Below are 22874 nucleotides of genomic sequence, written 5' to 3'. Positions count from 1 at the left end.
AACTTATCCTTGATGCAACGCCCCAATTCCTAAACCGAATGCAGCTTCATGAATTACTTCCCCAGTAGTTGGATGGGCAAAGATTGTCTGTGTAATCTGTTGTTCCGTAAGCCCATTGGCAATCGCAAGTGTAAGGCTACTAATCAGAGAAGACGCATCGGGACCAATGATAGACCCTCCCACAATCTTTCCGGAGCCATTATCTTTGATTAATTTGATATAACCTTCCGGTTCATTCATAGTCAATGATTTTCCGTTACTTGCAAAAGATGCCTTACTCACGCGATAGTCCAGCCCATTCTCCTTACATTCATCTTCCAACAGCCCGACGCTGGCAATCTCTGGAGAGGTGAAAATTACATTCGGTACCGCGGAATAATGCATATCTTGGGATTCGCCGAGTAAGGTGTTTACAGCCGTAATGCCCTGATGTGAAGCAACATGAGCAAGCTGAATAATGTTAGTTACATCGCCAATCGCATACACATTCTCTACATTCGTACGCATTTGTTTATCAACGGCAATACCTTTACCACGTTCATTTAGTTGAATACCTGCTTTTTCGATATCCAGACCCTCTAGGTTAGGCTCGCGTCCAATAGCGACCAATACTTTTTCACTAACTAGCAGATGCTCACCCTCACTATTCTCATAGGTTACAATCGCCTGACCATCATCCGCACGTTGGATTTTGGAAACTTTGGAGTTGGTATGAATATGAATCCCAGCCCGCTGAGCTAAACACATAATTTCTACCGAAATATCACTGTCCAGCATCGTTAGCAGACGGTCCATAAATTCTACAACATGAACTTCAACTCCTAGGTTACGGTAAATGAAGGCGAATTCCATGCCGATAACCCCGCCACCGATGATAGTTATTACCTTTGGTAACTCTTCGCAGGCGAGCGCTTCAGTACTGTTCATTACAAATGGCAGATCAATTCCTGGGATATTCACCTTGGAAATCCTCGAGCCTGTTGCCACAATGATATTATTTGCTGAAATACGGTAACTATTTTCGCCGGTTACCTTCACTTCATGCGCCGATAGGAACGAAGCGTGGCCGCGAACAACCTGAACACCGTTTTTTTCCATTAAATAACCAACGCCGGAGACCAATTTCTCTTTGACTTCATTTTTACGACGAATAACCTGCTTCATATCCAATTGAAGATCAGATCCTGTTGTTATACCAAACAAAGAGGAGTTTTTTATTTCATGACAGATTTCAGATGATTTGACTAAAGATTTTGTAGGGATACAGCCAACATTTAAGCAGGTACCTCCTAATTCTTCTTTCTCAATCATCGCTACCTGAAGTCCTTTTTTTGCTGCATAAATAGCGGCAACGTAACCTCCTGGTCCTGCTCCAATGATAAGCAAGTCAGGGTTTATAGCATGAGTTTGTTGCACGGCGACTGCAGGTTGTGGGACAGATGATTGGACCGGAGCCTCCACCTGGATCGGATTTACTTCAAATAAGACTTGATTTGAGGCAATCTCGCTCCCCTCTTCAAATAATATATTGATAATAATACCCTCTTCTGCCGCTTCAATCGATCTGTTGCCTTTTCCAGTTTCAATCTGTACCAAGGTATCTCCTGCAGATATCTTGTCTCCGATATTTACATTTATCTTGCCTGCTTTCCCCTTTTTGCCACCTGGAATCATAGACATTTTTATTTCCATCGTTATGCTCCTCATATCCTTGAGGGAACTCATAAAGAGCCCCCTCAAGCGAATGTATTAGTGAATGACTACGCCTGCTTTTACCAGCTTCACACCGTTAGCAAGACAATCTCCAACAGGACATGTCTTCTCGATAAAGTCAGCAAAAGCATCTGCCTTTTCTTGGCTTTCGTTGGTTTTAAAATGCATAACAAAACGAATTTCTTGGAAACCATTTCTCACATCTGCAAGACCCATGAAACCATCCGGATCTAAGTCTCCTTCAAGTTCAACATAAAATTCTTCGAAGCTAAAATCGTTAGCATCTGCAAAGGCACTAGCGACAATGGACTGACATGCACCAAAGGCACACAATAACGCCTCGACGGGATTCAAACCAACATCGGTCCCCCCCAAATCCTCTGGTTCGTCCATAATAATCTTAAAACCTCTAGAATTGGTTTCAACTTGCATTCCATTAGGCAGTTTTTTAGCTGTCGCTTTAAAAGTAGTTAACATATGTATTACCTCCTCCTTAAGATTGTGAAAATAATAACATAGTAATCGGTGAATATCAATACTTAGCTAAGTAAGTATTTATTCGAAGAAGAACTTGAACCTGATTCAATAAAAAAAAACAGGTTTCCAATCTACCTGAATAGGTAAATCAGAAACCTGTTTTTGTTGATAGGATGCGGTCAAGAGGACTCGAACCTCCACGATATTGCTACCACTGGCACCTGAAGCCAGCGCGTCTGCCAATTCCGCCATGACCGCATATTATGTAACTGGCGACCAAAACCGCCTGTACATAATACTATACTCCCTCTGCACTTAAAACGCAAGGTTTTTGTGTTTTTGAAATAGGCTTCATATAGACTCATAGGCACAACCAATCAATATTATTCAGTTTATATATTTCTATTATAAAGCCTCCTATGGTACAACATAGATAAAGTAAGGCGCTATGACGGAGATGTCGGAATAATCGATCAATAGAAAGGATGAATACTTATGAACCAGCAGTGGAATACCCAAACCTATGATACTGATATGGCCTTTGTGTCTCAGTTTGGAGAATCATTAATTGAGCTGCTTCACCCACAGCCAGGCGAACAGATTATCGATTGGGGCTGTGGAACCGGGGATTTGGCGGCAGCCATTGCTGCTAGGGGCGCCACTGTGACAGGTATTGATGCCTCTGCCGAAATGATTCAGACAGCCAGTGACAAACATCCCCATCTAAGCTTTGTCTTAGCTGATGGGCAAACTTATGTCGCGGAACAGCCAGTCGATGCTGTGTTCAGCAACGCTGCCCTTCACTGGCTAACAGACGCAAACGGAGCGGCGGCGTCCATCGTGGCCAGCCTGCGGGTAGGCGGCCGTTTCGTGGCCGAGTTCGGTGGACTGGGTAATATTGCTTCCATCGTCGCTGGCCTTCCACAAGCTTTTGCAGCCATTGGCTGTAGTCATAAGCTGCATTTGCCCTGGTACTTTCCAAGCGTTGGCGAGTATGCAACTCTACTAGAGAAGCACGGACTGACCGTGGACCTCGCTCTTTGTTTTGACCGGCCAACACCACTGGAAGGCTTGGAGCAAGGATTTCAGCGGTGGCTGAATACTTTTGCCGATGGAATCTTAAGCGTGCTCACACCCACCGAACGCGCAGAAGTTCTCTCTTCTATGGAACAGAAATTGAAATCCAAGCTATATCAGGACGGCCGCTGGGTAATGGATTATCGCAGAATCCGGATTGTTGCTTACAAACGAAGCTAGAATAGATAAGAAATACTTCTCATGTTCAATAGCCAAAAAAAGAGTGCACTGGCGCTTAACACGCGCTAGCACACTCTTTTTACACGGGATCCTATTTTCTATCTCCAACGTACCGATCACTGCCAGCGCCAAGTCCCACAACCATCAACAGCACACTTGCACCCAGCAGTAAAATCAATGGCACCGTCCAGCTGTTCGTTACATCATGCAGCCAGCCGAATAATGCCGGTCCCATTGCTGCCAGTACATAACCCACAGATTGGGCCATTCCTGACAGCTCCGCCGCTTCTTGCGTGCTTCTTGTTCTTAGACTGAAGAACATCATCGCAAGACCGAAGGCAAATCCTCCGGCAATACCAAAGCATACCGCCCAGACAGCCATTAAAGCGCCGCTGCCCTGCCAGATGCCACCTAATGCGATAAAATAAAGAACAGCAGTGATTATAACTAGAATACGTTGGTTCTTCATCCGGCCTGCCCACAGCGGTACGAAGAAAGTAAAGGGTAGCTGTGCCAATTGCATGAGCGAGAGAAACCAACCCGCATTACTCGACGACATTCCCCGTTCACCAAGGAGAACCGAAAACCAGGCAATAAAGACGTAATAAAGCAGTGACTGTAAGCCCATAAAGATCGTGACTTTCCAAGCAAGAGATGAACGCCACATATTTTTGCTTGAGGCTGCACTCTTAGAGCCGGTTCCTTGATTAAGCTTACGCATTTGCGGAATCCAGAACACTGTTGCTAGAGCTGCGATCATAAACCAGATGGCCAAGGTCCCTCTCCAACCGAATCCAGCATTCGTTGCCAGCGGTACACTAATACCTGAGGCAATAGCTGCGCATAAATTCATAGAAACTGTGTAGATACCTGTCATTAGCCCGATTTTGTGAGGAAACTTCCCTTTAATAAGACCTGGAAGCAGTACATTACACACGGCAATGGATAATCCAAGTATAGCAGTACCTGTGAACAACAGACCTGCTCCAGATCCCGAGCGAATTAGAATTCCCATAGCCAGCATGACCATGGCAACTAATAACACATTAGCTAAACCAAAACGGCGGGCCAGCTTTGGAGCAAACGGGGACAAGATGGCAAAAGCCAATAATGGTAAAGTAGTAATAGCTCCTGCTAGAGTATTGGATAAGCCGAGGTCATCCTGAATCAATTGTATTAATGGACCCACAGAAGTAAATGGAGCCCGCAGCGCTGCAGCGATAAAAATAATTCCCAGCACAAGCAGCCAGCGATCATACTTGCTGTCCATTAAGCTATTATTCTGAATGTGTCCTTCGCTTTGTGAAGCTTTCATCGTGTATCCTCCTAAATTACAAACAAATAACCCCGCCAAGCACAGAGCTTGTCAAGGATTTGAAATATTTTAAACACTATGAACCATCATCTACTATTCTATTAGAAGTTACAACCCTTAAGTAATTTTATACCCGAATTATTGACAAAACCGCTGACCATCTTTAGTATCCATATCATCGGGTAGTTGAGAATCAATTTCATTTGAACTCATATTTAAACCACAGAAAAGAGTGAACAGAATGCTTCGAAGATTTTTTTCCTACTATCGTCCGTATAGAAGATTATTTATATTGGATTTCTCCTGCGCTGTTTTTGCGGGACTGCTAGAACTGGCTTTTCCGGTAGCCGTCAATAAATTTATTGATGATTTGCTTCCTGGTCAAGATTGGCCGCTTATTCTTATCGCTTGTGTTGCGCTGCTGGCGATTTACGCCTTAAATACGGTGATGCAGTATATTGTCACTTACTGGGGTCATATGCTGGGCATAAATATCGAAACTGATATGCGCAAAAAAATGTTTGACCATATTCAGAAACTCTCGTTCCGATTCTTTGATAATAATAAAACAGGCCATCTAATCGGAAGAATCACCAATGACTTAAATGATATCGGCGAAGTGGCGCATCACGGTCCTGAGGATGTATTTATTGCAATCATGACCCTTGTCGGAGCCTTTCTCCTAATGGCTGATATTAATCTGAAGCTGGCGATTATTACTTTTATTATCGTTCCAATTATGGCTTGGGTAATCATCTACTTCGGCCGCAATATGACTTCAACTTATCGCCAGCTATTTGGAAATGTAGGCAGTTTCAATGCCCGTATCGAAGACAATGTCGGCGGGATTCGGGTCGTGCAATCTTTTGCCAATGAGCAGCATGAACAAGAGCTATTCGCAGTAGATAATCAAATGTTCCGCAAAACAAAACTTATGGCTTATAAAATCATGGCTAGAAGCTTGTCCGTCAGCTATATGATGACCCGCCTCATTACCATCCTGGTGATGATCTGCGGCGCATGGTTCTTCATCAATGGTGAGCTGCAAATCGGTGAATTTGTGGCGTTTATCTTGTTGTCGAATATCTTCTTCCGTCCTATCGAGAAAATCAATGCCGTGATCGAAAGTTATCCTAAAGGAATTGCCGGCTTCAGACGTTATCTGGAGATCATTGACACGGAACCTGACATCAGTGACAAACCGGATGCCGTGGAGATCAACGCTTTGCGCGGTGATATTACATTTCAGGATGTATCTTTTGGATACGAAGAGAATCGTCCGGTTCTGCAAAATATAAGCCTTAACGTAAAGGCTGGCGAAACCATTGCCTTTGTTGGGCCGTCCGGCGCAGGCAAAACAACAATCTGCAGCCTGCTTCCGCGCTTCTATGATGTCACAGCCGGGGCCATCACGATTGATGGCATCGATATCCGTGACATGAAGCTGGAATCGCTGCGCAAACAAATCGGGATCGTGCAGCAGGATGTTTTCCTGTTCTCCGGGACAATTCGCGAGAATATCGCCTATGGGAAACTGGATGCAAAGCTGCCTGAAATCTGGGAAGCTGCGCGACGTGCTCATCTGGAGGAGCTCATTCAGAATCTGCCAGATGGAATGGAGACAGTCATCGGGGAGCGCGGTGTGAAGCTGTCCGGTGGACAAAAGCAGCGCCTGGCTATCGCTCGCATGTTCCTCAAGAATCCGCCGATTCTGATTCTGGATGAAGCTACTTCCGCGCTGGACACAGAGACCGAGGCCGCGATTCAGCAATCCCTGGCTGATCTGTCCGTAGGCAGAACCACACTCGTCATCGCTCACCGTTTGACGACGATCAAAAATGCCGACCGGATTATGGTCGTGAATGAAGAAGGAATCGCTGAACAAGGCAGACATGAGGAATTAGTCCATGCTGGTGGAATTTACAGCCGTCTGCATCAGGCGCAATATAATTTTTAAAAAGTAATTTGCCACAGCTGGGCAAAAATGAAGCAAGCCTTGTCACCATATTTTTGGCGACTAGGCTTGCTTTTTCACGTAACTCCTCTATTTGCAGCAAACGTGATGCTTGATTAAGGAATTCCTCCCTGATTTTCTTTGGTTTATTGCTCTAACCCTTGCACTCAGGGAAAACCTCCCGCAATTCACCCCAATTTGCTCTTAATAGTGGAATTCAGGCAATATTTAGGGAGGATTTCCCTGAAAAGCTAAGTAACCAGCAAAAATTAGCTATTTTCAGGGAGGTTTTCCCTAAAAATTAAAAACGGCACAATTAAAGCTCAGTTCTCCTACTTTCGCTATTGCGGCTCTGTTCCCCATACCAGCACTCCGTTCCGATAAAGGGTCACCTTGTTCCAATCCGCATAAGCGGTCTGAAGTGAATTAAACGAATAATCATTAGCCTCATTAAAATTGCTCCAATCTGTCTTGTGTATCCGGGTCTGAATATCCCCGGAAGTTCCTCCAGCGGCAAGCATGCCCGCACCTGCGTTGAATTTCACTTCCAAATAGTAATCTGCTCCCGTTCGGGGCGTGTCCAGCTTTACAAAGCTGCCTGCTACCTTGCTGTTGCCGATCTGGGCATAATCGCAGAAAAAGGATTGCGGCTTGTCTCCATCGATCGTATACCAGTAACGGATGCTCAGCTCGCTAAGATCGACTGCAGTTGTGCCGTTATTTTTAATATTAAAATAGGGCTTCATCTGGTTGTCATTTGGGTTAGTATCCGCTGTCCGATACGCCACTGCAAGCCCGGTGACCGGTTCGACAGGCCCCGAGTCTTGCGGTGTAGCCATCGCTTGTACAGAATTGCTGCTCGTACCCGCACTATTGACTGCATTCACAACATAATAATAAGTCGTTCCGTTGCTAACCGCCGCATCGCTATAGCTCGTCCCGGTAGCCGTAGTCAGAGTGGTATAAGGGCCACCACTCGTAAGTGACCGTTTCACCGTGTAGGAAGTTGCGCCCGCCGAGGTGCTCCAGCTAAGATTCACGAGCCCATTGCCTGCAGCTGCATTCAAGTTAGCAGGAGCTGCTGGAACTACGGGAGCTGCCACTGTCTCCAATACAGACCAGTAGGCCGGCTTAGATTGAAGGCGCTCATCGAACAATAAAGGCCAATTGTTACGGGCTACCGGATAAGTGCGCAACCAAGTATTACTGTCATCCTTCCCCCAGAGAGTGACATTCGTGACCGTATCCGTGTGCCGCAGGAAGATCTCAAATAATGATTTGTATAAAGCCTCTTGGCGCTGCTTCAAATTATCAGGGAAGATCTCATAGGCTTGAGAATTATCAGAATACACACTAATATCCAGCTCAGTAATATGAGTTTCCAGCCCTAAAGCCTTGAATTTGATAATCGAATTCTCGATTTCAGAGAGCGAAGGATAATACAAGCTGATGTGCGTTTGATGCCCTACTCCGTCAATAGGAACCCCTTTGGCCTGAAGTCGTACAATCAGATTGTATAGCGCCTGGCTTTTGGCTGGCTCATGCGTATTGTAGTCATTGATGAACAGTTTTGCATTAGGATCAGCTTCATGAGCGAACTGGAACGCCTTCTCAATATACTCTTCACCCGCGATCTGGTACCATAGGCTGCGGCGCATGCCATCAGATTGTGAAGTGTCAATCACTTCGTTGACGACATCCCAAGCATAGATTTCACCTTTATAACGTTCCATAACAGTCTTAATATGACTCTTCATTCGCTCATATAACACCGTTTTGGAGACCAAATTACCGCTGGCGTCACGGAACACCCAATCCGGTGTCTGCGAATGCCAGACTAGGGTATGTCCACGTACCTGCTGTCCATTTGCGGTGGCAAAAGCTACTGCCGTGTCAGCTTCAGCGAAATTAAACACACCTTCCTGCGGCTCCGTGCTGTCCCATTTCAGAACATTTCCTGGCGTCACACTATCAAAATGCTTGGCCAACAATTGCCGATCCGGAGCTGTCAGCAGCTCACTATTCGTAAACGCCGAGCCGATCAGAAATTTGTTTGCAAACACATCCTTAAGCGAAGGAATCGCATCCTCGATGACAATTGGACCGAGATCGGGTAGCTTTTCCAATCGAAAATCATCCAAATAAAAAGAAGTTGTCGCGCTAGCCGGCACTTCAAAATAAATAGAAAGCTGATCTGCCGGCTCCAATAGCTTGTACTGCGCCTGAAGCTTCACCCAACCGTTCGCTGTCACTGCACCAAAGGTCAAATTGTCATATTGAATGGTAGAAGGTAATGTCCGCTGCAGTGACATATAGATATTCGCGTTAGATGATCCGGCAGGCAGCTTCACCCATCCAATAAACACATAAGTTTGTCCTACTTCCAGCTGGCTAGTCACATCCAGTGAAGGTCCATGCCACGTTTTTGTTCGGCCGCTTACCTCCAGGCCATATGTGCCGCTGCGTGCCGCATCTGTTTTAGCTGTAAGCACCTCAACTTCCCCACGCCCACTCCAGCCTTGAACAGTGCCATCTTCAAAATCACTTTGCTGAATAAGCGTGTTCTCCGCATGTGCGGGTGCAGCCCAATACACAGGTACAAGCAAACATAAAACCAAAACAAAATTAAGCGCTTTCAAAAAAGTTCCTTTTTTCATCGCTTCGATTCTCCCTTCTGAATTAGGTTCGAACCTTATGGCTTCGTTTCTTCCTGTTCCCCGATACCGCTCGAGCCACACCACCTTCCTCATAAAAAAAATCAGAGCCTATCCTCAGGAGGAACCAAGCTAGGCAGGTCATCCGTGAAGTATGGGCTCTATATCGCCATAATATCACATTTGTTTCCATTTATGGAATGAAAATAAATTATTTTCGATCTTATTTTACTTAAGCTGAAGGGATTTGCGTTATCAGCTCCATTTAGCGCCGAAAAAACCCAAGAGACGACACCATTATGGTGTTGTCTCTTGGGTTACATAACATGCTGGCTGAATGTACGGGATTTCTACCGTTCATTTCGCCACTTCCAGCTGGATCAGCTCATTATACGGGAGTTATACCGTTCATTTCGCCACTTCCAGCTGGATCAGCGCATTGTACGGGAGTTCTACCGTACATTTCTCAATTTCCAGCTGGATCAGCGCATTGTACGGGAGTTTTACCGTACATTTCGCCACTTCCAGCTGGATCAGCTCATTATACGGGATTTCTACCGTTCATTTCGCCACTTCCAGCTGGATCAGCGCATTGTACGGGAGTTTTACCGTTCATTTCGCCACTTCCAGCTGGATCAGCGCATTGTACGGGAGTTTTACCGTACATTTCGCCACTTCCAGCTGGATCAGCACAATGTACGGGATTTTTACCGTTCATTTCGGCATTCCTAGTATGTACAAGAACATTATGCTAGTCAGATATTGATTTTTCTTTCGTTACTATCATGATCAGTAGTAAAAAAATCAAAACTAGTTGAATACCTAAATATATTATAGGAAAAAAATAGATAAGACTTATCTGATCAAAGTCAGTTTTAATATCAAAAAAACTTAAATCAACAACCCCTGAACCTCTAGACTCTTTTCCTTGTAATTCTTTTAAATAAAATAGAATTCTCGTGCTAGGAACAATACTAATAACTAACCAAGAAATGTTGTACCTAAGCTTTTCCGTCTTTAAAGCTATCTTGCAAGACACATTCAGAAGAATTATTGGTGCTGCATACATTATAAACATTTGTTTTACTACTTCTACTTCCAACTTCCCCGTTTTCATTCCCAAATGGTGACTTGTAGGAGTACTTTCATCCTTGTGCTTCTTAATTCACCTTTCAATCTATCACCTCTCACAAGTTATATTCTAGTTTCTATAATTTTACAATGAAATAATGGAGATACTGAGATACAACAACAAATAAAAAGAGAGCCGTGTTGTGAACACGACTCCCTCTTCATATAAACCGCATCAGTAGCGGCATATTTGCAAGGAACTCAGCAATAAGCTGTCATCCTTGACTTATTTTTTCGCAATATGAACCTTCAGCTGCTTGCCCTTCACGGTGGTCTCTCTCATCGCTTGCAGCACCATTGCGCCTTTACCGTTCAAAATATCCACATAGGTCACATTGTCCTGAATCGAGATAATCCCGATATCTCCGGCGGAAATACCTTCAAGCTTTGCTATTGTGCCGACAAAATCGACGGCTCTTAGCTTCTTTTTCTTGCCGCCGTTGAAGTATAGCTTCATAATCTCTTTGTTTAAGCTTTCGCTTTTGTCCTTCTTGCGGACAGGCTGCTTATTGATCTTCTGCTCGAACGCATCCTTTGCGTAGGCCACTGCGTCGTCCGAAGGAGCTTTCATATGCGGAATGCTGAAGCCAATATAGCTTTCGATTTCAGTTACCCACTTCTGCTCATTCGGAGTGACAAAAGTGATCGCTTTACCTGTCTTGCCTGCACGCGCGGTTCTGCCTGTACGATGCACGTAGCTTTCTTTTTCCAGTGGAATATCGTAATTAATCACATGGGTGATATTCTCGATATCAATCCCTCTAGCCGCCACATCGGTAGCGATTAAATAGCGGAATTGCCCTCTTTTAAAAGCATTCATGACCTCAAAGCGCTCATCCTGCTCCATACCCCCGTGGATCTTATCACAAGGATATTCCAGATCCGCCAGTCCTCTGAATACAGCATTCACCTGCTCCTGCGTACGGCAAAAAACAATACAGCTATCCGGATTCTCCACCGTTATGATATCGCTTAGCAAAGAGAATTTGGCAGCTTGTCTCACTTCAATCAACGCATGTTCAATCGTAGCCGTCGTAATTCCACTTGCCTGAATCTCGATATCCGTTGGATCGCTCATATATTTTAGGCACAAATTCTTAATGACTTCGGGTAAGGTAGCTGAGAATAACATCGTTACTCGCTCTTTGGGCAGCTGCTTAATGATCTTCTCGATCTGCTCAATAAAGCCCATGCTCAGCATTTCGTCAGCTTCATCGATGATCAAATATTTGATTCGATTTAGCGGAAGTGTGCCTCTTTCAATATGGTCAAATACGCGTCCAGGCGTACCTACGACAACATGTGTTTTTTGCGTAAGCTCTATCTTTTGGGGGGCAAAGGGCTGCTTGCCGAAAAGAGCAACTGCTTTAATCCGTTTAAAACGTCCGATGTTCGTAATATCCTCTTTCACCTGCATCGCAAGCTCCCGAGTTGGCGTAAGAATCAAAGCCTGCGGCTTATTCTCCACCCAATCCACCAGATCGCAAAGCGGAATACCATAAGCTCCCGTCTTGCCACTGCCTGTTTGCGATTTCACAATCAGATCCTTTTGCTGCAAAGCTACAGGAATTACCTTGCTCTGTACCTCCGTAGGTGTCATAAATTTCAGAACATCCAGTGCTTTAATTATCTCTTCGTCTAACTCATAATCTCTAAATTGCAATTCACTCATCGTTCAACCTCTTCTATGCCGATTGTTCTGGTTAAAGCGGAAACTCCGCGATCCTTCCATCTTGTGCATACTTATCATTATAACAGTTATTGGCGTCCTTGATTCCATTCCTTATAGAACTGGTCCAGAAAATTCAACATGAAATCATGCCGTTCTTCCGCTAACTTGCGTCCATAAGCCGTATTCATTAAGAATTTTAGTTTCAACAGCTTCTCATAAAAATGATTCACAGCCGTCCCTTTGCTATAATCCCTGTATTCCTTCTGCAGCGACTCCTCGCGTGGAGAAACTTCCGGATCATAAGCCGGACGTCCCTTTGCGCCTGAGAAAATAAAGGTTCTGGCAATGCCAATCGCGCCAAGTGCATCTAGTCGATCTGCATCCTGCACCACTTGACCTTCCAGAGTCTGCATAGGTTCTCCTCCACCACCACTAAAAGACATCGTTTCAACGATCAGCATGATATGACGAATTTGCTCCTCCTCTGTAAGGTTTGCCGTAAGCCAAGTGTGGACTTTAAGCAGACCTGCTTCTTTTGACGGATTAAGCTTCTCGTCTGCAACATCATGCAGCAAGGCTGCCATCGTACAGATAAAAATATCCGCACGCTCGATCTCAGCAATTTCACATGCCGTGCTGCGGACCCGATGGGTGTGCCACCAGTCATGCCCCGTAGTATCTTGTCCTAGTTGTTCTTTCACAAATTCTTCCGCCCGGGCTATTATTAAAGGTTGATTCATCGTCAACAAGCTCCCCTCACCTATGAAATATCGAAGCCCTATTATAGCTGATTGCCTGTCCATTCGCCTACTAAAAATCTTTGTTATAACAAATTCTTACTTGCACGACTCCAAATGATCCGCTATAATCGGCAGTAATCAAAATGTCGAAGGGAATTGATTCTGATGAACACCATAACAATCATGCTGAATCAACTTCATTATTATCACAAACAGCGTTAGCAACCCTGAAATTCTCAGGGAGGCTAACGCTACTCGCGTTGGCCTCCCTGCGGCATAGATCACGCGCAGGACCATGAGGTCCTGCGCGTTTTTTTATTTCTAAACTATGCCAATTCAAAGGAGCTACTAACGATGCAAAACATTAAAGGAACTTATGATTACTTCGGAAAAGAGCAGGCGCTCAGAAAGAACATTCAAAATACGCTGCAGGATTTGTTCGAACTCTATGATTTTGAATCCATGGACACCACATTATTAAATGAACTGGAGTTATTAACCTCGAAATATGCAGGTGGGGATGAAATTCTCAAGGAGATGTACCAACTCACCGATCAAGGCAACCGCAAGCTGGGCTTACGATATGATCTGACCATCCCTTTTGCCAAAGTGATCGCCTTAAATCCTGGAATAGTGTTTCCCTTCAAGCGTTATGAGATCGGAAAAGTATTCCGTGATGGTCCCGTGAAACGTGGGCGCCTGCGTGAATTTCTGCAATGCGATGTTGATGTTGTTGGTATTTCAGGATCTGAGGCGGAAGCTGAATTGATGCAGCTGGCCACAGAGGCTTTTCGTAAGCTGGACATCCCGATCATCCTAAAATGGAACAACAGACGTTTTCTCGGTGAGATCCTGGAATCGATTGGTGTACCTGCCGAGGACCAACTGTCCGTTATGCTAACCTTGGATAAATTAGAAAAAATCAACCTCGTCGGCGTGAAAAATGAATTGATCAGCAAGGAAATCGAATCTGCAACCATCGCTGCTATTCTAGAGCTTATTGAAATGGACAATCCAAGCTTTGAGCAGTTATGCGAAAAATATAGTCTTACCGGACAACCGGGAGCAATGGAGGTTCTTGTCCTGCAAAAGCTGCTCCAAGACATTCAGCTGCAGCAGACTTGCCGTTTCGATCCCTTCTTATCCCGCGGGCTTTCTTTCTACACTGGAACCGTCTACGAGATCTTTGATGCATCCGGTTCCTTTACCTCAAGCTTGGGTGGTGGAGGCAGATATGACGCTATCATCGGACAGCTAGTGGGCAGAGAGGATATTCAATATCCTACGGTTGGCTTATCTTTTGGTATGGAGTCTATCATGGCGCTCCTTGCAGAACGTCCTATCCAAGAGCGCAAGACAGCAGAGGTTATGGTCATTCCGATTGGCGAGACGCTCCCACAGGCTTTAATTGCAGCCGCCGAGCTCCGTGCCTGTTCTATCCGGACCAGTCTGGTATCCGGTAAAAGAAAACTTAAAAAGCAACTCGCCACAGCCTCATCCCAAAATATACGTTACGTTATTCTGATCGGCGAGAGTGAATCCAGTGTGGATAAGGTGCGTCTGAAGGATATGAAGGAACAAACAGAGGTTATAGTTCCATTAGATGAAGCTATCTACCTTATTACTGGCTAAACTGCTGCCTGATATCCTCCTAAAAAGATCTGCATAAAAAAAGACCCCGCCGGCGACCGGCGGGGTAAAGTCTATATATAAGGGAGGTTATACATGTACTATAACCCTGCAAGCTTAATATTTTATGAAAAAGAGATAAGGATTCCCTTAATTCATTTCAAACCCTTAGATCTTAAACTTATCTACTAACCCCTGAAGCTCTTTGGCACTTTGAGTATTTTCATCAGCCATAGTAACCTCTAGGAATGTTTTTTCCACGATATCCGCCGTTTTTACCGCGATATCCTGAATCCCTATAGCTCCCTCGTTTACTGTAGCAGCTACCTCATTAACGGCAATATTAATACTTGATATAGCCATACTCAAATGATCAGCTGCGCTCTCGAATTGTTTTAACAGCGTATTTACGGTGGCAGCATCACTGTTGTATTGCTGACTTACCTCAGTTAATCGTTCATAATCTGCTAGAACATTCTGATCAATAAAAGAAAGTAATGCCTCAGAATTCTCCTTCATGGATTCAACAGAGGAATAAACACCTGTTACCACACCTTGAATTCCGGCCGCAATCTTAGACGACTTCTCAGCCAACTTCCGAATCTCACCAGCTACAACCGCAAAACCTTTACCTGCCTCACCCGCTCTTGCCGCTTCTATAGCTGCATTCAGGGCCAGCAGATTGGTCTGACTGGCAATGGATAGAATCGTATCCGTCAGTACATTAATCTCTGCAATCGCGCTCGACTGCTCAATCGCTTTTTCCATATCCATTCGCACGGATTCATAAATTTGTTTAGCATTCGTCGTAGATTCTGTTGCCTCATCTTGGAGAGTCAGCGCCCGCTCACTAATTTGTCTAGAAACGGCAGCGCCTTCCTTCACATTATTGGTGATCCCGGATACATTGTTATCAATTTCTGTAATTGCTGCTGTCATTTCCTCTGTAGAGGCTGCGGTCTCTTCCATACCTGCCGATAGCTGCTGCGTAGTCGCCGAATTATCGTGGGCATTTTCCCGCACATCTATAGACAGCTTCTCCAGCGTTTCTGCATTTTCAAGCACTTTGGACGAGATCGTAATTAAGCTTCCAGCCATCTCACGAAGTGTAGCCCGAGTGCTGAACATCGCTTTGGCGATCGTCCCTGTCTCATCTTTGTTTTTAGTCAAATACTCATACTCTGAGTCATGCGTCAAATTCAATTCTGCCGTTTTATTAATCATGTCCGTTAGTTTAACAATCGGAGAAGAGATTTTTTTAGCAAAATAAAGAGCAATCAGCAAGGCAATAATCAAACTTCCCACACCAAGAAATAAGTTGAAATTTCTCATATCAGTGACAGGTTTCACGATTTCATCGAGGTCTGCGGTTAATACAAGCAACCAGTGCGTCTCAGGTAAAACTGTATAGGTTGATTTTTTTTCCACACCATTATATGTATTATTGAGCAGGCCATCCGCTACCTTCTCACCAGATTTCACACGCTCCATAACAGCTGCGATCTGCGTATTCTCAATAGGCTGACCAATTTGTGTTTTATCCGGATAATATAATTTATTGCCGTTCTCATCCAGTAAATAAGCGTAGGAGCTCGTCGTGTTTACCACTTTGGTATCGGCCAAATACTTAATCATACTATCTGCGGAAACAGCTGATGCAATAAATCCAATCATCTTTCCATTACTCTTTACTGGCTGTACAAAAGCCACTACATAAGCTCCTGTAGATTTTGATTTCAGCGTTTCACTGATCACAGGTTCAGCCGTCTCCATTACTCTTTTCGTATAATCTCTTTCACTAAAATCTGTCCCTATAAGCTTAGTATCACTGTCAGCCACACTAATACCTTTCATATCACTGACTAGAATGTGCTCAAGGTTTCCTGCTTCCTCCACAATGCTTTGTAGACTGGCGTTCACCTCATTCTGAAGCTTATCTCCTTTGTTAACTCCACCATTCCCAGCTTGCAGCAGTAGATCAACAATTTCCGAACGGCTCGCAATAAGCTCTGTACTTCTCTGCTCTTTTGCTATCATGGCTGATATAGTCTGAGCTTTGTTCGTATTGACCTGCTTCATAGAATTCTCAGTAAGATTCACAATCGCCTGAGTTGATTTCAAATACGTAAATATCCCCATTACAGAAATACATAAAAGGGTCACACCTATCATAACAAGTGATAACTTTAGGCGAATCTTCATATTCTTTTCATCCTTCCGACTGCTTGTTCATTTGCGAACAATGAAATTGTAAATAATACAATTACTATCGGGTGGCAAAGTTGAATAGTGAATATAAATCGCGCAAAAATAAGAAATATATCATAAAATGTCGAAATTTTTCATGTAAATGAATAAAATATCACAGCTTTTAGGTCATATATCCTTCACAAGATGTTTAACAAGGCCTGTCATCTGTCCTAGATGAACTATGTGGTTCTAGCTGAGAGACCGTATTCGCTTGCATTAATGCACCCTCACTTAACAGTCGTTTAGTTCTACTACGTAAAAATAGACCAGACATCGCAGCGAGTATTTGTTGGAACAACATCCCCGAAATTACTGGAAGCGCAACAGCAGGAGGAAAATATTTCACCGCTAATACAGCTCCCGCACTTAAATTCCGCATACCCGAATTAAACTGTACAGCCACGGAATCTTCATAACTAAAGCGGAAGCGGCGTGACACCAAAGCTCCGATTACATAGCCAAGCACAACGGTTATGAAGGTCACTCCAATTATGATCGCTAATTTGCCATCCGGATGTTTCAGATAACGGGCAATGCTGGCCCCATTAATAGAAACAACTACAAACAATCCGACTTTAACAAACGGAGCAAGCGGCGGTCCACATACCGTATTTACTTTCCCTTTTGTCCATTGATTCAGCAGCATCCCAACTACAGAAGGAATGACTACCATCCATAGCAGCCCTTTCATCATATCGCCTAGCTGAATTTCAACACTCGCTCCCATCAGCAAATATAAGGTACCCGGGACAACAATGGGCGACAAGAGCGTATCAATCAGAATAAGCGCCAATGTCAGCGCAATATTCCCTCCGTACATCGACACCCATACCACACTTACAACACCTGTAGGAATCGCGAACAACAATACATAACCAGTTACTGTATATGGATCTCCCGGAAAAAAAGCCATGGCTGCAAGCCAGCCGATCAGCGGCATTACAATATGTAAAATTACCATTAGAATAATCAGCTTCTGAGGTTTCAGAAGTACCCCCAACAGATCCTTTAGGTTGGACTTCAAGCTTCCGATCAGCGTCATTACAGCAAAAATCCAGGGCACGAGACCTGTGAACGGCAGCAGTCTGCTTTCGTTAAGTACGCCGACCACGATGGCCGTGGGTGTTAATAACGGCATAATCTTTTCTAGAACAACATTAGATTTGATGAGTCCATTTCTTATATTAGCAAACACTTGGCAGTACACCTTATGTATGAAGCTCATACATCCCTTATCTTTGTTTTTTATTAAGTCTACCATAAAAAAATAGGAACCAATTCTTAAATTGGTCCCTCGAAGTAATCTATATAGAGTGTTAAACTTCTATGCCTTGTGGAAACAATGCATCCAGTGCTGGGCAGGGTTGCTTATCCAAAAACTGTGCCAATGGCGCCGGCATATTATTGTATAAATCTTTTAGTGAAGTTCCTTGATAAATGTTGCCGATAATCACCGGATGGCAAAGCTCTGAAATCAAAATGTCGCCATTTCCATGCAGATGAAGCTGCTTCTTCCCCTCAATACAGTGAGGAAAATACACACCCGGCTGCTCTTCGAACCCAAGGGCGTCCATAAAGCGGTCCATACAGGTGAAATACAGAATCGTATCTTCTTTCTTCCGTGCGATCAGCTCACTCACTGCATTCTTTAATTGTTCCCGTGCAGCTATAGACTTCCAACCCGTATGATCCATGATAATACTGTTCTGAATTTCATGTGTGCGCACGCCCATTGCGTAGACATGATCGCTGATCTCCTTCATATTATCCTGGGTTTCACTGAACAGCAGCGTCTCCAGTACGGTATCCACACTTGTTGCAGCGAATAGGGTAATATTTTCTCTTATTTTTTCATAGATGCTTGGATGAATATTATAATATTTTGAGAAAGCTTCCGCAGTAGTAAAATTGAAGGAAATATGTATAGTCGTTAATCCTGCGGAGACCAATTGGCCAATTCGTTCAGCATTTAAAAGACTGCCGTTGGAATTTAACTGTGTCTGAATCCCTCTGGATGCGCAGTAGGTTACAATTTCCACACAGTCATCGAATTTCAGCGTCACTTCTCCACCTGATAAGCGTACTCTTTTAAGGCCTGGAAGTTCGTCCAGAATGCGGATGACCTCTTTGGCTTTAATGCTTTGTCCATCATTTCTATTATATGCACAGCAATAATCGCAGCGGAAATTACAGTTCGAAGTTACCCCTATTTCTAACCCTTCCAGCTCATAAGTAAGCGGTTTGTCGAGCTCTAATGCTTTATATCTCATACTCTAAAGTCCTCCTGAAAAATAATGAATTTAGTTCAAAAGTTCAACCTTAGAGATTATATAGGTTTATGGCTTAGGTTAATGTGAGTTTTATAACATTCGAGTGTACGGTTTAATTAACGAATTAGTCGGAAGCGCATGCGTAATCACTTTCAGATACGCATAGTAACCTGTAACGGACTCAGCTGACCCTAAACCTAAAATTATCCTATTTTAAGAATGCCAACGGACTCCAGTGCACCTATTGACCGGAAAAACGCCCAATATGAGCCTTTTGCCAATGAATAGCGTCAGCGGAGTCCGAAATCATGTTTTGATAGCTGATAACATACAAATAACGTCATCCGAGTCCGAAAGCCTCGTGGAGTGATGGATAAACCGATACGCATTCAGGCATGTATATTACAGGTTATCTTCAAACTGGTGATGTCCACCGACACTTTTTATAGGGATATAAAGATCAACTTTTGCTTTACCTTCAGGGTCTGTATATGGATCATTCATACAAAATTCGAGCGCATACCGATCATCCGGTTCATAATCACTGTTAGGTAGCCATTGACCGTACACACTTTGATAGGCAATAGCCAATTTGTCGATCGTATCATAAAACGAATATAAGGCATAAAGACCACCAGATAAAGTTTTGAACTCTACGCTCGAATCACCCTCTTTAACAAACTCTTCTGGAATGGTTATGCAGGCATCATATCTACAAGAGTATTCGTCAGTCACGCTGGGATCATCTAAAGAAATACCAATGAAGTATTCTGTTGACGGTAAATCATTTTTCTCAACCCACTTGCTGAGTGTTCCCCATGCCTTATACGTTTCAAGATAGCTGCCAACATGCCTTACGTATGCCACTTGATAACTTGGAAGTTCTTTTACCTCAATGTTCATTTCCCATACTCTCCTTAAAAAATTATTTATGTTGATACTCACATCATAATTTTTAGAAGGAGACAATTCTTCCTGATTATTGCTGGACATTAACTGATAATTGCTATGTTCTTGCCTTGACCTTCTCATCTCGCTTGGGGTTGTCTTAAACAGTTTCCTAAAGGATGAATTAAAACTTGAGATGGAATTAAAACCGCATAGAGTTGAGATATCTAGCATGGTTTTATGGGTTGTTTCAAGATAGGTTATCGCGTGATGTAGACGTCTTTCCGTCAGATAGGTCATTGGTGTTTTATTTGTAATTGCAGAAAAAACTCTAGAAAAATGATACTTAGAAAAATTAGAAACTTCAGCTAGCGTTTCTAGATTTATTTCTTGATCTAAGTTGTCCTCAATAAAATGAAGAACCGTCTGAATACGCACCCTGTAATCATTGTTCACTAGACCTACCTCAATCCCGTGATGATTAAATGATTTTTTTCTTATTTATTTTCTTCGCCCTATATACAACAGATGAGATGAAATCCCCAAAATGGATGGATCCTTTGCTGCATTAATGAGAAATTCTAAGAGCTCCTCATGTTCACCCCGGTCAGTCCAGTATTGTTTCTGCTCATTTGTCAGTAATGCTCCGAGGCTAGAAGAACCAATTAAATCAATGGTTTGAAATCCATTCTCCTCCATGAAAGATTTTATGTCCTCAATATTGAAGTAATAAGCTCCCGTAAACCTACCTTCATCTTTATGATTAAAAATCCCGCTATCATAAAATTCTTGTATTGAATCCATGTTGTCATTAGGCTTCCAATGTTGTGGGAACTGTAAGGATGTAAGAGTCATTCTCATCCGACTTTGAAAGGCTACAAATACGATGCCATTCTTCTTTGTCACACGAAACAATTCCTTAACTGCTAAAATCCGATCCTCTTCTTCTTGCAAATGATATAAAGGGCCTAACATCAGAGAAGCATCAAAGCTCTCGTCTGATATTCCCTCTAAACTAGTTGCATTCAGCACATGAAAACCTTTAAATTGCTCAGTTAATCCTAATTCATTAACCTTCTGCTGAGCTATTTCAACTAACTTAGGGGTAAGATCCGATAACGTTACGTTATAGCCGAGCTTCGCCAGCTCCATGGCATATTTACCGGGCCCAGCACCATTATCCAGTATAGATTGTGCGGTAGTTAAATACTGTTTTATATAATGCAGATTAATGATGAACTCCAGCGGCTCCCTATCCAATCTTCCCCACTCATCAAATTGGGAGTAATAATCAATAATATTGCCCATTACCAAAACACCCGCCTTCAATTGTATTTTTTTCTGTAGAGAACAGAAAAAACCTATCGCCTCCAAAGAGGCGATAGGTTTAACCTTCGCGGTACCACTCTTTTTGATCGTTGCATATTGCGTATAATAAACAACGAATCTTAGAACCCGATTACGGAGGGTTAGCCGTTAAGATCTACTGAGGTTCGATCTTACCGCTCATGGGTGAGTTGGGGAACCTACTCCGCTGTCTTGCACCAACCGGCAGCTCTCTGGGCAGTAGTTATTCCTTAATACTCCCAATCATCACGTTTATTCCGTATTGTATTTTGACCTAGTATATATTTAGAAATTATTCCCTGTCAATACAAATTCCATTTACAGCTCTACTGACTTCCCCATCTCGTTCCAGACAGGCTGCCCGATCAGACCTAAACGCCAGATTGCAATTCCTTTAAGGCCATAACGTTTAGCAAGTCCTACCTTCGAATTCACTGAAGATTCGTTTTCGCTATACACAGAGATCCCTAGGATCAGCTTATCCTTACTCACTTGCTGAAGCGCAAGCCTGATGCCTTCATCAACTAAACTCATCGGCTCTGGAACTTTTTTCTCTTGTAAATAATCGTACGCCATAATGACCAAATCATCTGCAAGTGTTCCTAAAGTTTTGTAATCATAACCTTTATAAGAACTATTTAATGGATGAAGAATAACGGTAAGTTTAAGTCCTGCTGCATGTGCTTTTTGTGATAGGTTTTTCACAAAAGCATTGTAATCTGCTTGCACCTTCGCCTTATCACCGGTTAGACCTAGGCCCTCCAGATCCAGGGTAATGCCTTGGAATCCTTTTTGCGTTGCAAGATCTACGATTCCAGTAATCGTCTGTTCTTGAAGCTGCTTATCTTCCAGGTTCTTAGTTAACTCTGATGCGGTGTCTCCAGAGAAGACCATCAGATAAGGAGCAGTTCCACCTGCCGCTGCATTCGTGACAATCGATTCTGGTGTTACGTCACCAGCCGCCTGAGGCCATTTGAAATCAGTCCCCGTTGTGGTGAATTGCCCGCTTTTATCAATCCCACTCCAACCGAAGGCCATAGCATCAAAATTAGGAAGTAAGGAAATCTCACTATAAGAACTCAGAGCATAGAAACCAAGAGTGTACAGCTCAGTCTTCGGCGAAGTAATAGATACGGTCTTCGTAGATTGATTCCAAGCTACACCCGCACCAAACTGCTGGCCGAAGAAGCTAAGGGGAATCATCGTTGTATCCCGGATCGTCTGCGGAGCAACTCCTAACTTCACAACCGCGCCGTTAACACCTGCATTTTTGCTGCCAAGGGTCAGGGTTACCACTTTAGTCCCTGCAGTATCTGTTTTGGTAGCCGTAATTTTCTTCTGCGCTTGATTCCACTCGACATTAATTCCCAAAGCTTCAGATATAGCTCGGAATGGCACCATCGTTGTTCCGCTCATCACAACAGGTTCTACTGGAAATGGTAGTGGATAACCATCCAGCACAATGCTAACTCCACCAGCTGTGGCTGCCTGTGTGGTATTTTGGAATAACGCCGTGGTGCCTCCTAGCGAAATAGCCATACATAATACTAATTTACCGATTCGCTTATTCATGAATG

The 22874-nt window shown here is 43.6% G+C and carries 17 protein-coding genes, 1 tRNA gene and 1 other annotated feature; of the genes, 4 read left to right on the top strand and 14 right to left on the bottom strand.

The features are described 5' to 3' along the window. Positions 1-3: 3 nt before the first annotated feature. The 3 genes from lpdA to MKY14_RS00990 all read right to left on the bottom strand — a co-directional run bounded on the left by lpdA (position 4) and on the right by MKY14_RS00990 (position 2448). Positions 4-1692 carry a dihydrolipoyl dehydrogenase gene (gene lpdA, locus MKY14_RS01000; RefSeq protein WP_340975583.1) on the bottom strand — a complete coding sequence of 563 codons (1689 nt, stop codon included), beginning with the start codon at positions 1690-1692 and terminating at the stop codon, positions 4-6. Positions 1693-1749: 57 nt separating this feature from the next. Continuing rightward, the gene (locus MKY14_RS00995) at positions 1750-2190 is read right to left on the bottom strand and encodes an OsmC family protein (RefSeq protein ID WP_076125055.1); all 441 of its coding nucleotides are present in this window, start codon (positions 2188-2190) and stop codon (positions 1750-1752) included. Positions 2191-2364: 174 nt separating this feature from the next. Continuing rightward, a tRNA-Leu gene (locus tag MKY14_RS00990) sits at positions 2365-2448 on the bottom strand. 237 nt (positions 2449-2685) lie between these two features. Between MKY14_RS00990 and MKY14_RS00985 the strand changes: the two genes are divergently transcribed. Continuing rightward, positions 2686-3447: a methyltransferase domain-containing protein gene (locus MKY14_RS00985; RefSeq protein WP_076219888.1), complete on the top strand. Its 762-nt coding sequence runs from the start codon at positions 2686-2688 to the stop codon at positions 3445-3447. Positions 3448-3538: 91 nt separating this feature from the next. Here the strand turns inward: MKY14_RS00985 and MKY14_RS00980 are convergent, their stop codons facing one another. Continuing rightward, complete coding sequence (locus MKY14_RS00980; RefSeq protein WP_248549329.1) at positions 3539-4717, bottom strand: CynX/NimT family MFS transporter; 1179 nt, start codon at positions 4715-4717, stop codon at positions 3539-3541. A 286-nt stretch (positions 4718-5003) separates the two neighbouring features. Here MKY14_RS00980 and MKY14_RS00975 point away from each other — a divergent pair, with 286 nt between their 5' ends. Beyond that, positions 5004-6719 (top strand): ABC transporter ATP-binding protein, encoded by a 1716-nt coding sequence (locus tag MKY14_RS00975; protein WP_340975580.1) that lies wholly within the window; start codon positions 5004-5006, stop codon positions 6717-6719. A gap of 338 nt (positions 6720-7057) precedes the next feature. Here MKY14_RS00975 and MKY14_RS00970 read toward each other — a convergent pair whose 3' ends face one another. Then, positions 7058-9373, bottom strand: a complete 2316-nt coding sequence (locus MKY14_RS00970) for an endo-1,4-beta-xylanase (RefSeq protein ID WP_340975579.1) — start codon at positions 9371-9373, stop codon at positions 7058-7060. Between the two features lie 334 nt (positions 9374-9707). Between MKY14_RS00970 and MKY14_RS00965 the strand changes: the two genes are divergently transcribed. Further along, positions 9708-10136, top strand: a complete 429-nt coding sequence (locus MKY14_RS00965) for a hypothetical protein (RefSeq protein ID WP_340975576.1) — start codon at positions 9708-9710, stop codon at positions 10134-10136. On the opposite strand, the gene MKY14_RS00960 is transcribed toward MKY14_RS00965, so the two are convergent. The 3 genes from MKY14_RS00960 to MKY14_RS00950 all read right to left on the bottom strand — a co-directional run bounded on the left by MKY14_RS00960 (position 10122) and on the right by MKY14_RS00950 (position 12913). Next, entirely contained in the window at positions 10122-10472 is a 351-nt protein-coding gene (locus tag MKY14_RS00960) for a hypothetical protein (RefSeq protein ID WP_340975574.1), read from the bottom strand. The two genes, MKY14_RS00965 and MKY14_RS00960, sit on opposite strands and share 15 nt — an antisense overlap. Positions 10473-10727: 255 nt before the next feature. Further along, a complete protein-coding gene (locus MKY14_RS00955; protein ID WP_076280986.1) occupies positions 10728-12173 on the bottom strand; it encodes a DEAD/DEAH box helicase in 1446 nt (481 codons plus the stop codon). Positions 12174-12259: 86 nt separating this feature from the next. Beyond that, a complete protein-coding gene (locus tag MKY14_RS00950; RefSeq protein ID WP_076125041.1) occupies positions 12260-12913 on the bottom strand; it encodes an HD domain-containing protein in 654 nt (217 codons plus the stop codon). A 354-nt stretch (positions 12914-13267) separates the two neighbouring features. Here MKY14_RS00950 and MKY14_RS00945 point away from each other — a divergent pair, with 354 nt between their 5' ends. After that, a complete protein-coding gene (locus MKY14_RS00945) occupies positions 13268-14545 on the top strand; it encodes a histidine--tRNA ligase (protein ID WP_076125039.1) in 1278 nt (425 codons plus the stop codon). Between the two features lie 165 nt (positions 14546-14710). Here MKY14_RS00945 and MKY14_RS00940 read toward each other — a convergent pair whose 3' ends face one another. The 6 genes from MKY14_RS00940 to MKY14_RS00915 all read right to left on the bottom strand — a co-directional run bounded on the left by MKY14_RS00940 (position 14711) and on the right by MKY14_RS00915 (position 22869). Continuing rightward, entirely contained in the window at positions 14711-16744 is a 2034-nt protein-coding gene (locus tag MKY14_RS00940) for a methyl-accepting chemotaxis protein (protein ID WP_076125037.1), read from the bottom strand. 196 nt (positions 16745-16940) lie between these two features. Then, positions 16941-17987: a bile acid:sodium symporter family protein gene (locus MKY14_RS00935; RefSeq protein ID WP_076125035.1), complete on the bottom strand. Its 1047-nt coding sequence runs from the start codon at positions 17985-17987 to the stop codon at positions 16941-16943. Positions 17988-18108: 121 nt separating this feature from the next. Further along, positions 18109-19062 carry a radical SAM protein gene (locus tag MKY14_RS00930; RefSeq protein WP_038569765.1) on the bottom strand — a complete coding sequence of 318 codons (954 nt, stop codon included), beginning with the start codon at positions 19060-19062 and terminating at the stop codon, positions 18109-18111. 402 nt (positions 19063-19464) lie between these two features. Then, entirely contained in the window at positions 19465-20406 is a 942-nt protein-coding gene (locus MKY14_RS00925) for an AraC family transcriptional regulator (protein ID WP_248549283.1), read from the bottom strand. Between the two features lie 45 nt (positions 20407-20451). Continuing rightward, positions 20452-21258, bottom strand: a complete 807-nt coding sequence (locus tag MKY14_RS00920; RefSeq protein WP_340975572.1) for a class I SAM-dependent methyltransferase — start codon at positions 21256-21258, stop codon at positions 20452-20454. 63 nt (positions 21259-21321) lie between these two features. Then, positions 21322-21553, bottom strand: a binding site (T-box leader). 62 nt (positions 21554-21615) lie between these two features. Then, positions 21616-22869 carry a stalk domain-containing protein gene (locus tag MKY14_RS00915; protein WP_445254241.1) on the bottom strand — a complete coding sequence of 418 codons (1254 nt, stop codon included), beginning with the start codon at positions 22867-22869 and terminating at the stop codon, positions 21616-21618. Between the last annotated feature and the right edge of the window lie 5 nt (positions 22870-22874).

This window comes from Paenibacillus sp. FSL R5-0887 (assembly GCF_038002305.1).
In the GTDB taxonomy this organism is placed as follows: domain Bacteria; phylum Bacillota; class Bacilli; order Paenibacillales; family Paenibacillaceae; genus Paenibacillus_AQ; species Paenibacillus_AQ odorifer.
The sequence above is the reverse complement of the archived record's forward strand: the minus strand, read 5'-3'. Positions and strand labels throughout refer to the sequence as shown.

What these genes read in the sequence shown, in the direction of transcription:
- MKY14_RS00975 (WP_340975580.1), top strand. Translation starts at nt 5,004, where the DNA reads ATGCTTCGAAGATTTTTTTCCTACTATCGTCCGTATAGAAGATTATTT.
- MKY14_RS00930 (WP_038569765.1), bottom strand. Translation starts at nt 19,062, where the DNA reads ATGAGATATAAAGCATTAGAGCTCGACAAACCGCTTACTTATGAGCTG.
- MKY14_RS00915 (WP_445254241.1), bottom strand. Translation starts at nt 22,869, where the DNA reads ATGAATAAGCGAATCGGTAAATTAGTATTATGTATGGCTATTTCGCTA.
- MKY14_RS00995 (WP_076125055.1), bottom strand. Translation starts at nt 2,190, where the DNA reads ATGTTAACTACTTTTAAAGCGACAGCTAAAAAACTGCCTAATGGAATG.
- MKY14_RS00920 (WP_340975572.1), bottom strand. Translation starts at nt 21,258, where the DNA reads ATGGGCAATATTATTGATTATTACTCCCAATTTGATGAGTGGGGAAGA.
- MKY14_RS00945 (WP_076125039.1), top strand. Translation starts at nt 13,268, where the DNA reads ATGCAAAACATTAAAGGAACTTATGATTACTTCGGAAAAGAGCAGGCG.
- MKY14_RS00940 (WP_076125037.1), bottom strand. Translation starts at nt 16,744, where the DNA reads ATGAAGATTCGCCTAAAGTTATCACTTGTTATGATAGGTGTGACCCTT.
- MKY14_RS00955 (WP_076280986.1), bottom strand. Translation starts at nt 12,173, where the DNA reads ATGAGTGAATTGCAATTTAGAGATTATGAGTTAGACGAAGAGATAATT.
- lpdA (WP_340975583.1), bottom strand. Translation starts at nt 1,692, where the DNA reads ATGGAAATAAAAATGTCTATGATTCCAGGTGGCAAAAAGGGGAAAGCA.
- MKY14_RS00965 (WP_340975576.1), top strand. Translation starts at nt 9,708, where the DNA reads ATGTACGGGATTTCTACCGTTCATTTCGCCACTTCCAGCTGGATCAGC.
- MKY14_RS00985 (WP_076219888.1), top strand. Translation starts at nt 2,686, where the DNA reads ATGAACCAGCAGTGGAATACCCAAACCTATGATACTGATATGGCCTTT.
- MKY14_RS00950 (WP_076125041.1), bottom strand. Translation starts at nt 12,913, where the DNA reads ATGAATCAACCTTTAATAATAGCCCGGGCGGAAGAATTTGTGAAAGAA.
- MKY14_RS00980 (WP_248549329.1), bottom strand. Translation starts at nt 4,717, where the DNA reads ATGGACAGCAAGTATGATCGCTGGCTGCTTGTGCTGGGAATTATTTTT.
- MKY14_RS00970 (WP_340975579.1), bottom strand. Translation starts at nt 9,373, where the DNA reads ATGAAAAAAGGAACTTTTTTGAAAGCGCTTAATTTTGTTTTGGTTTTA.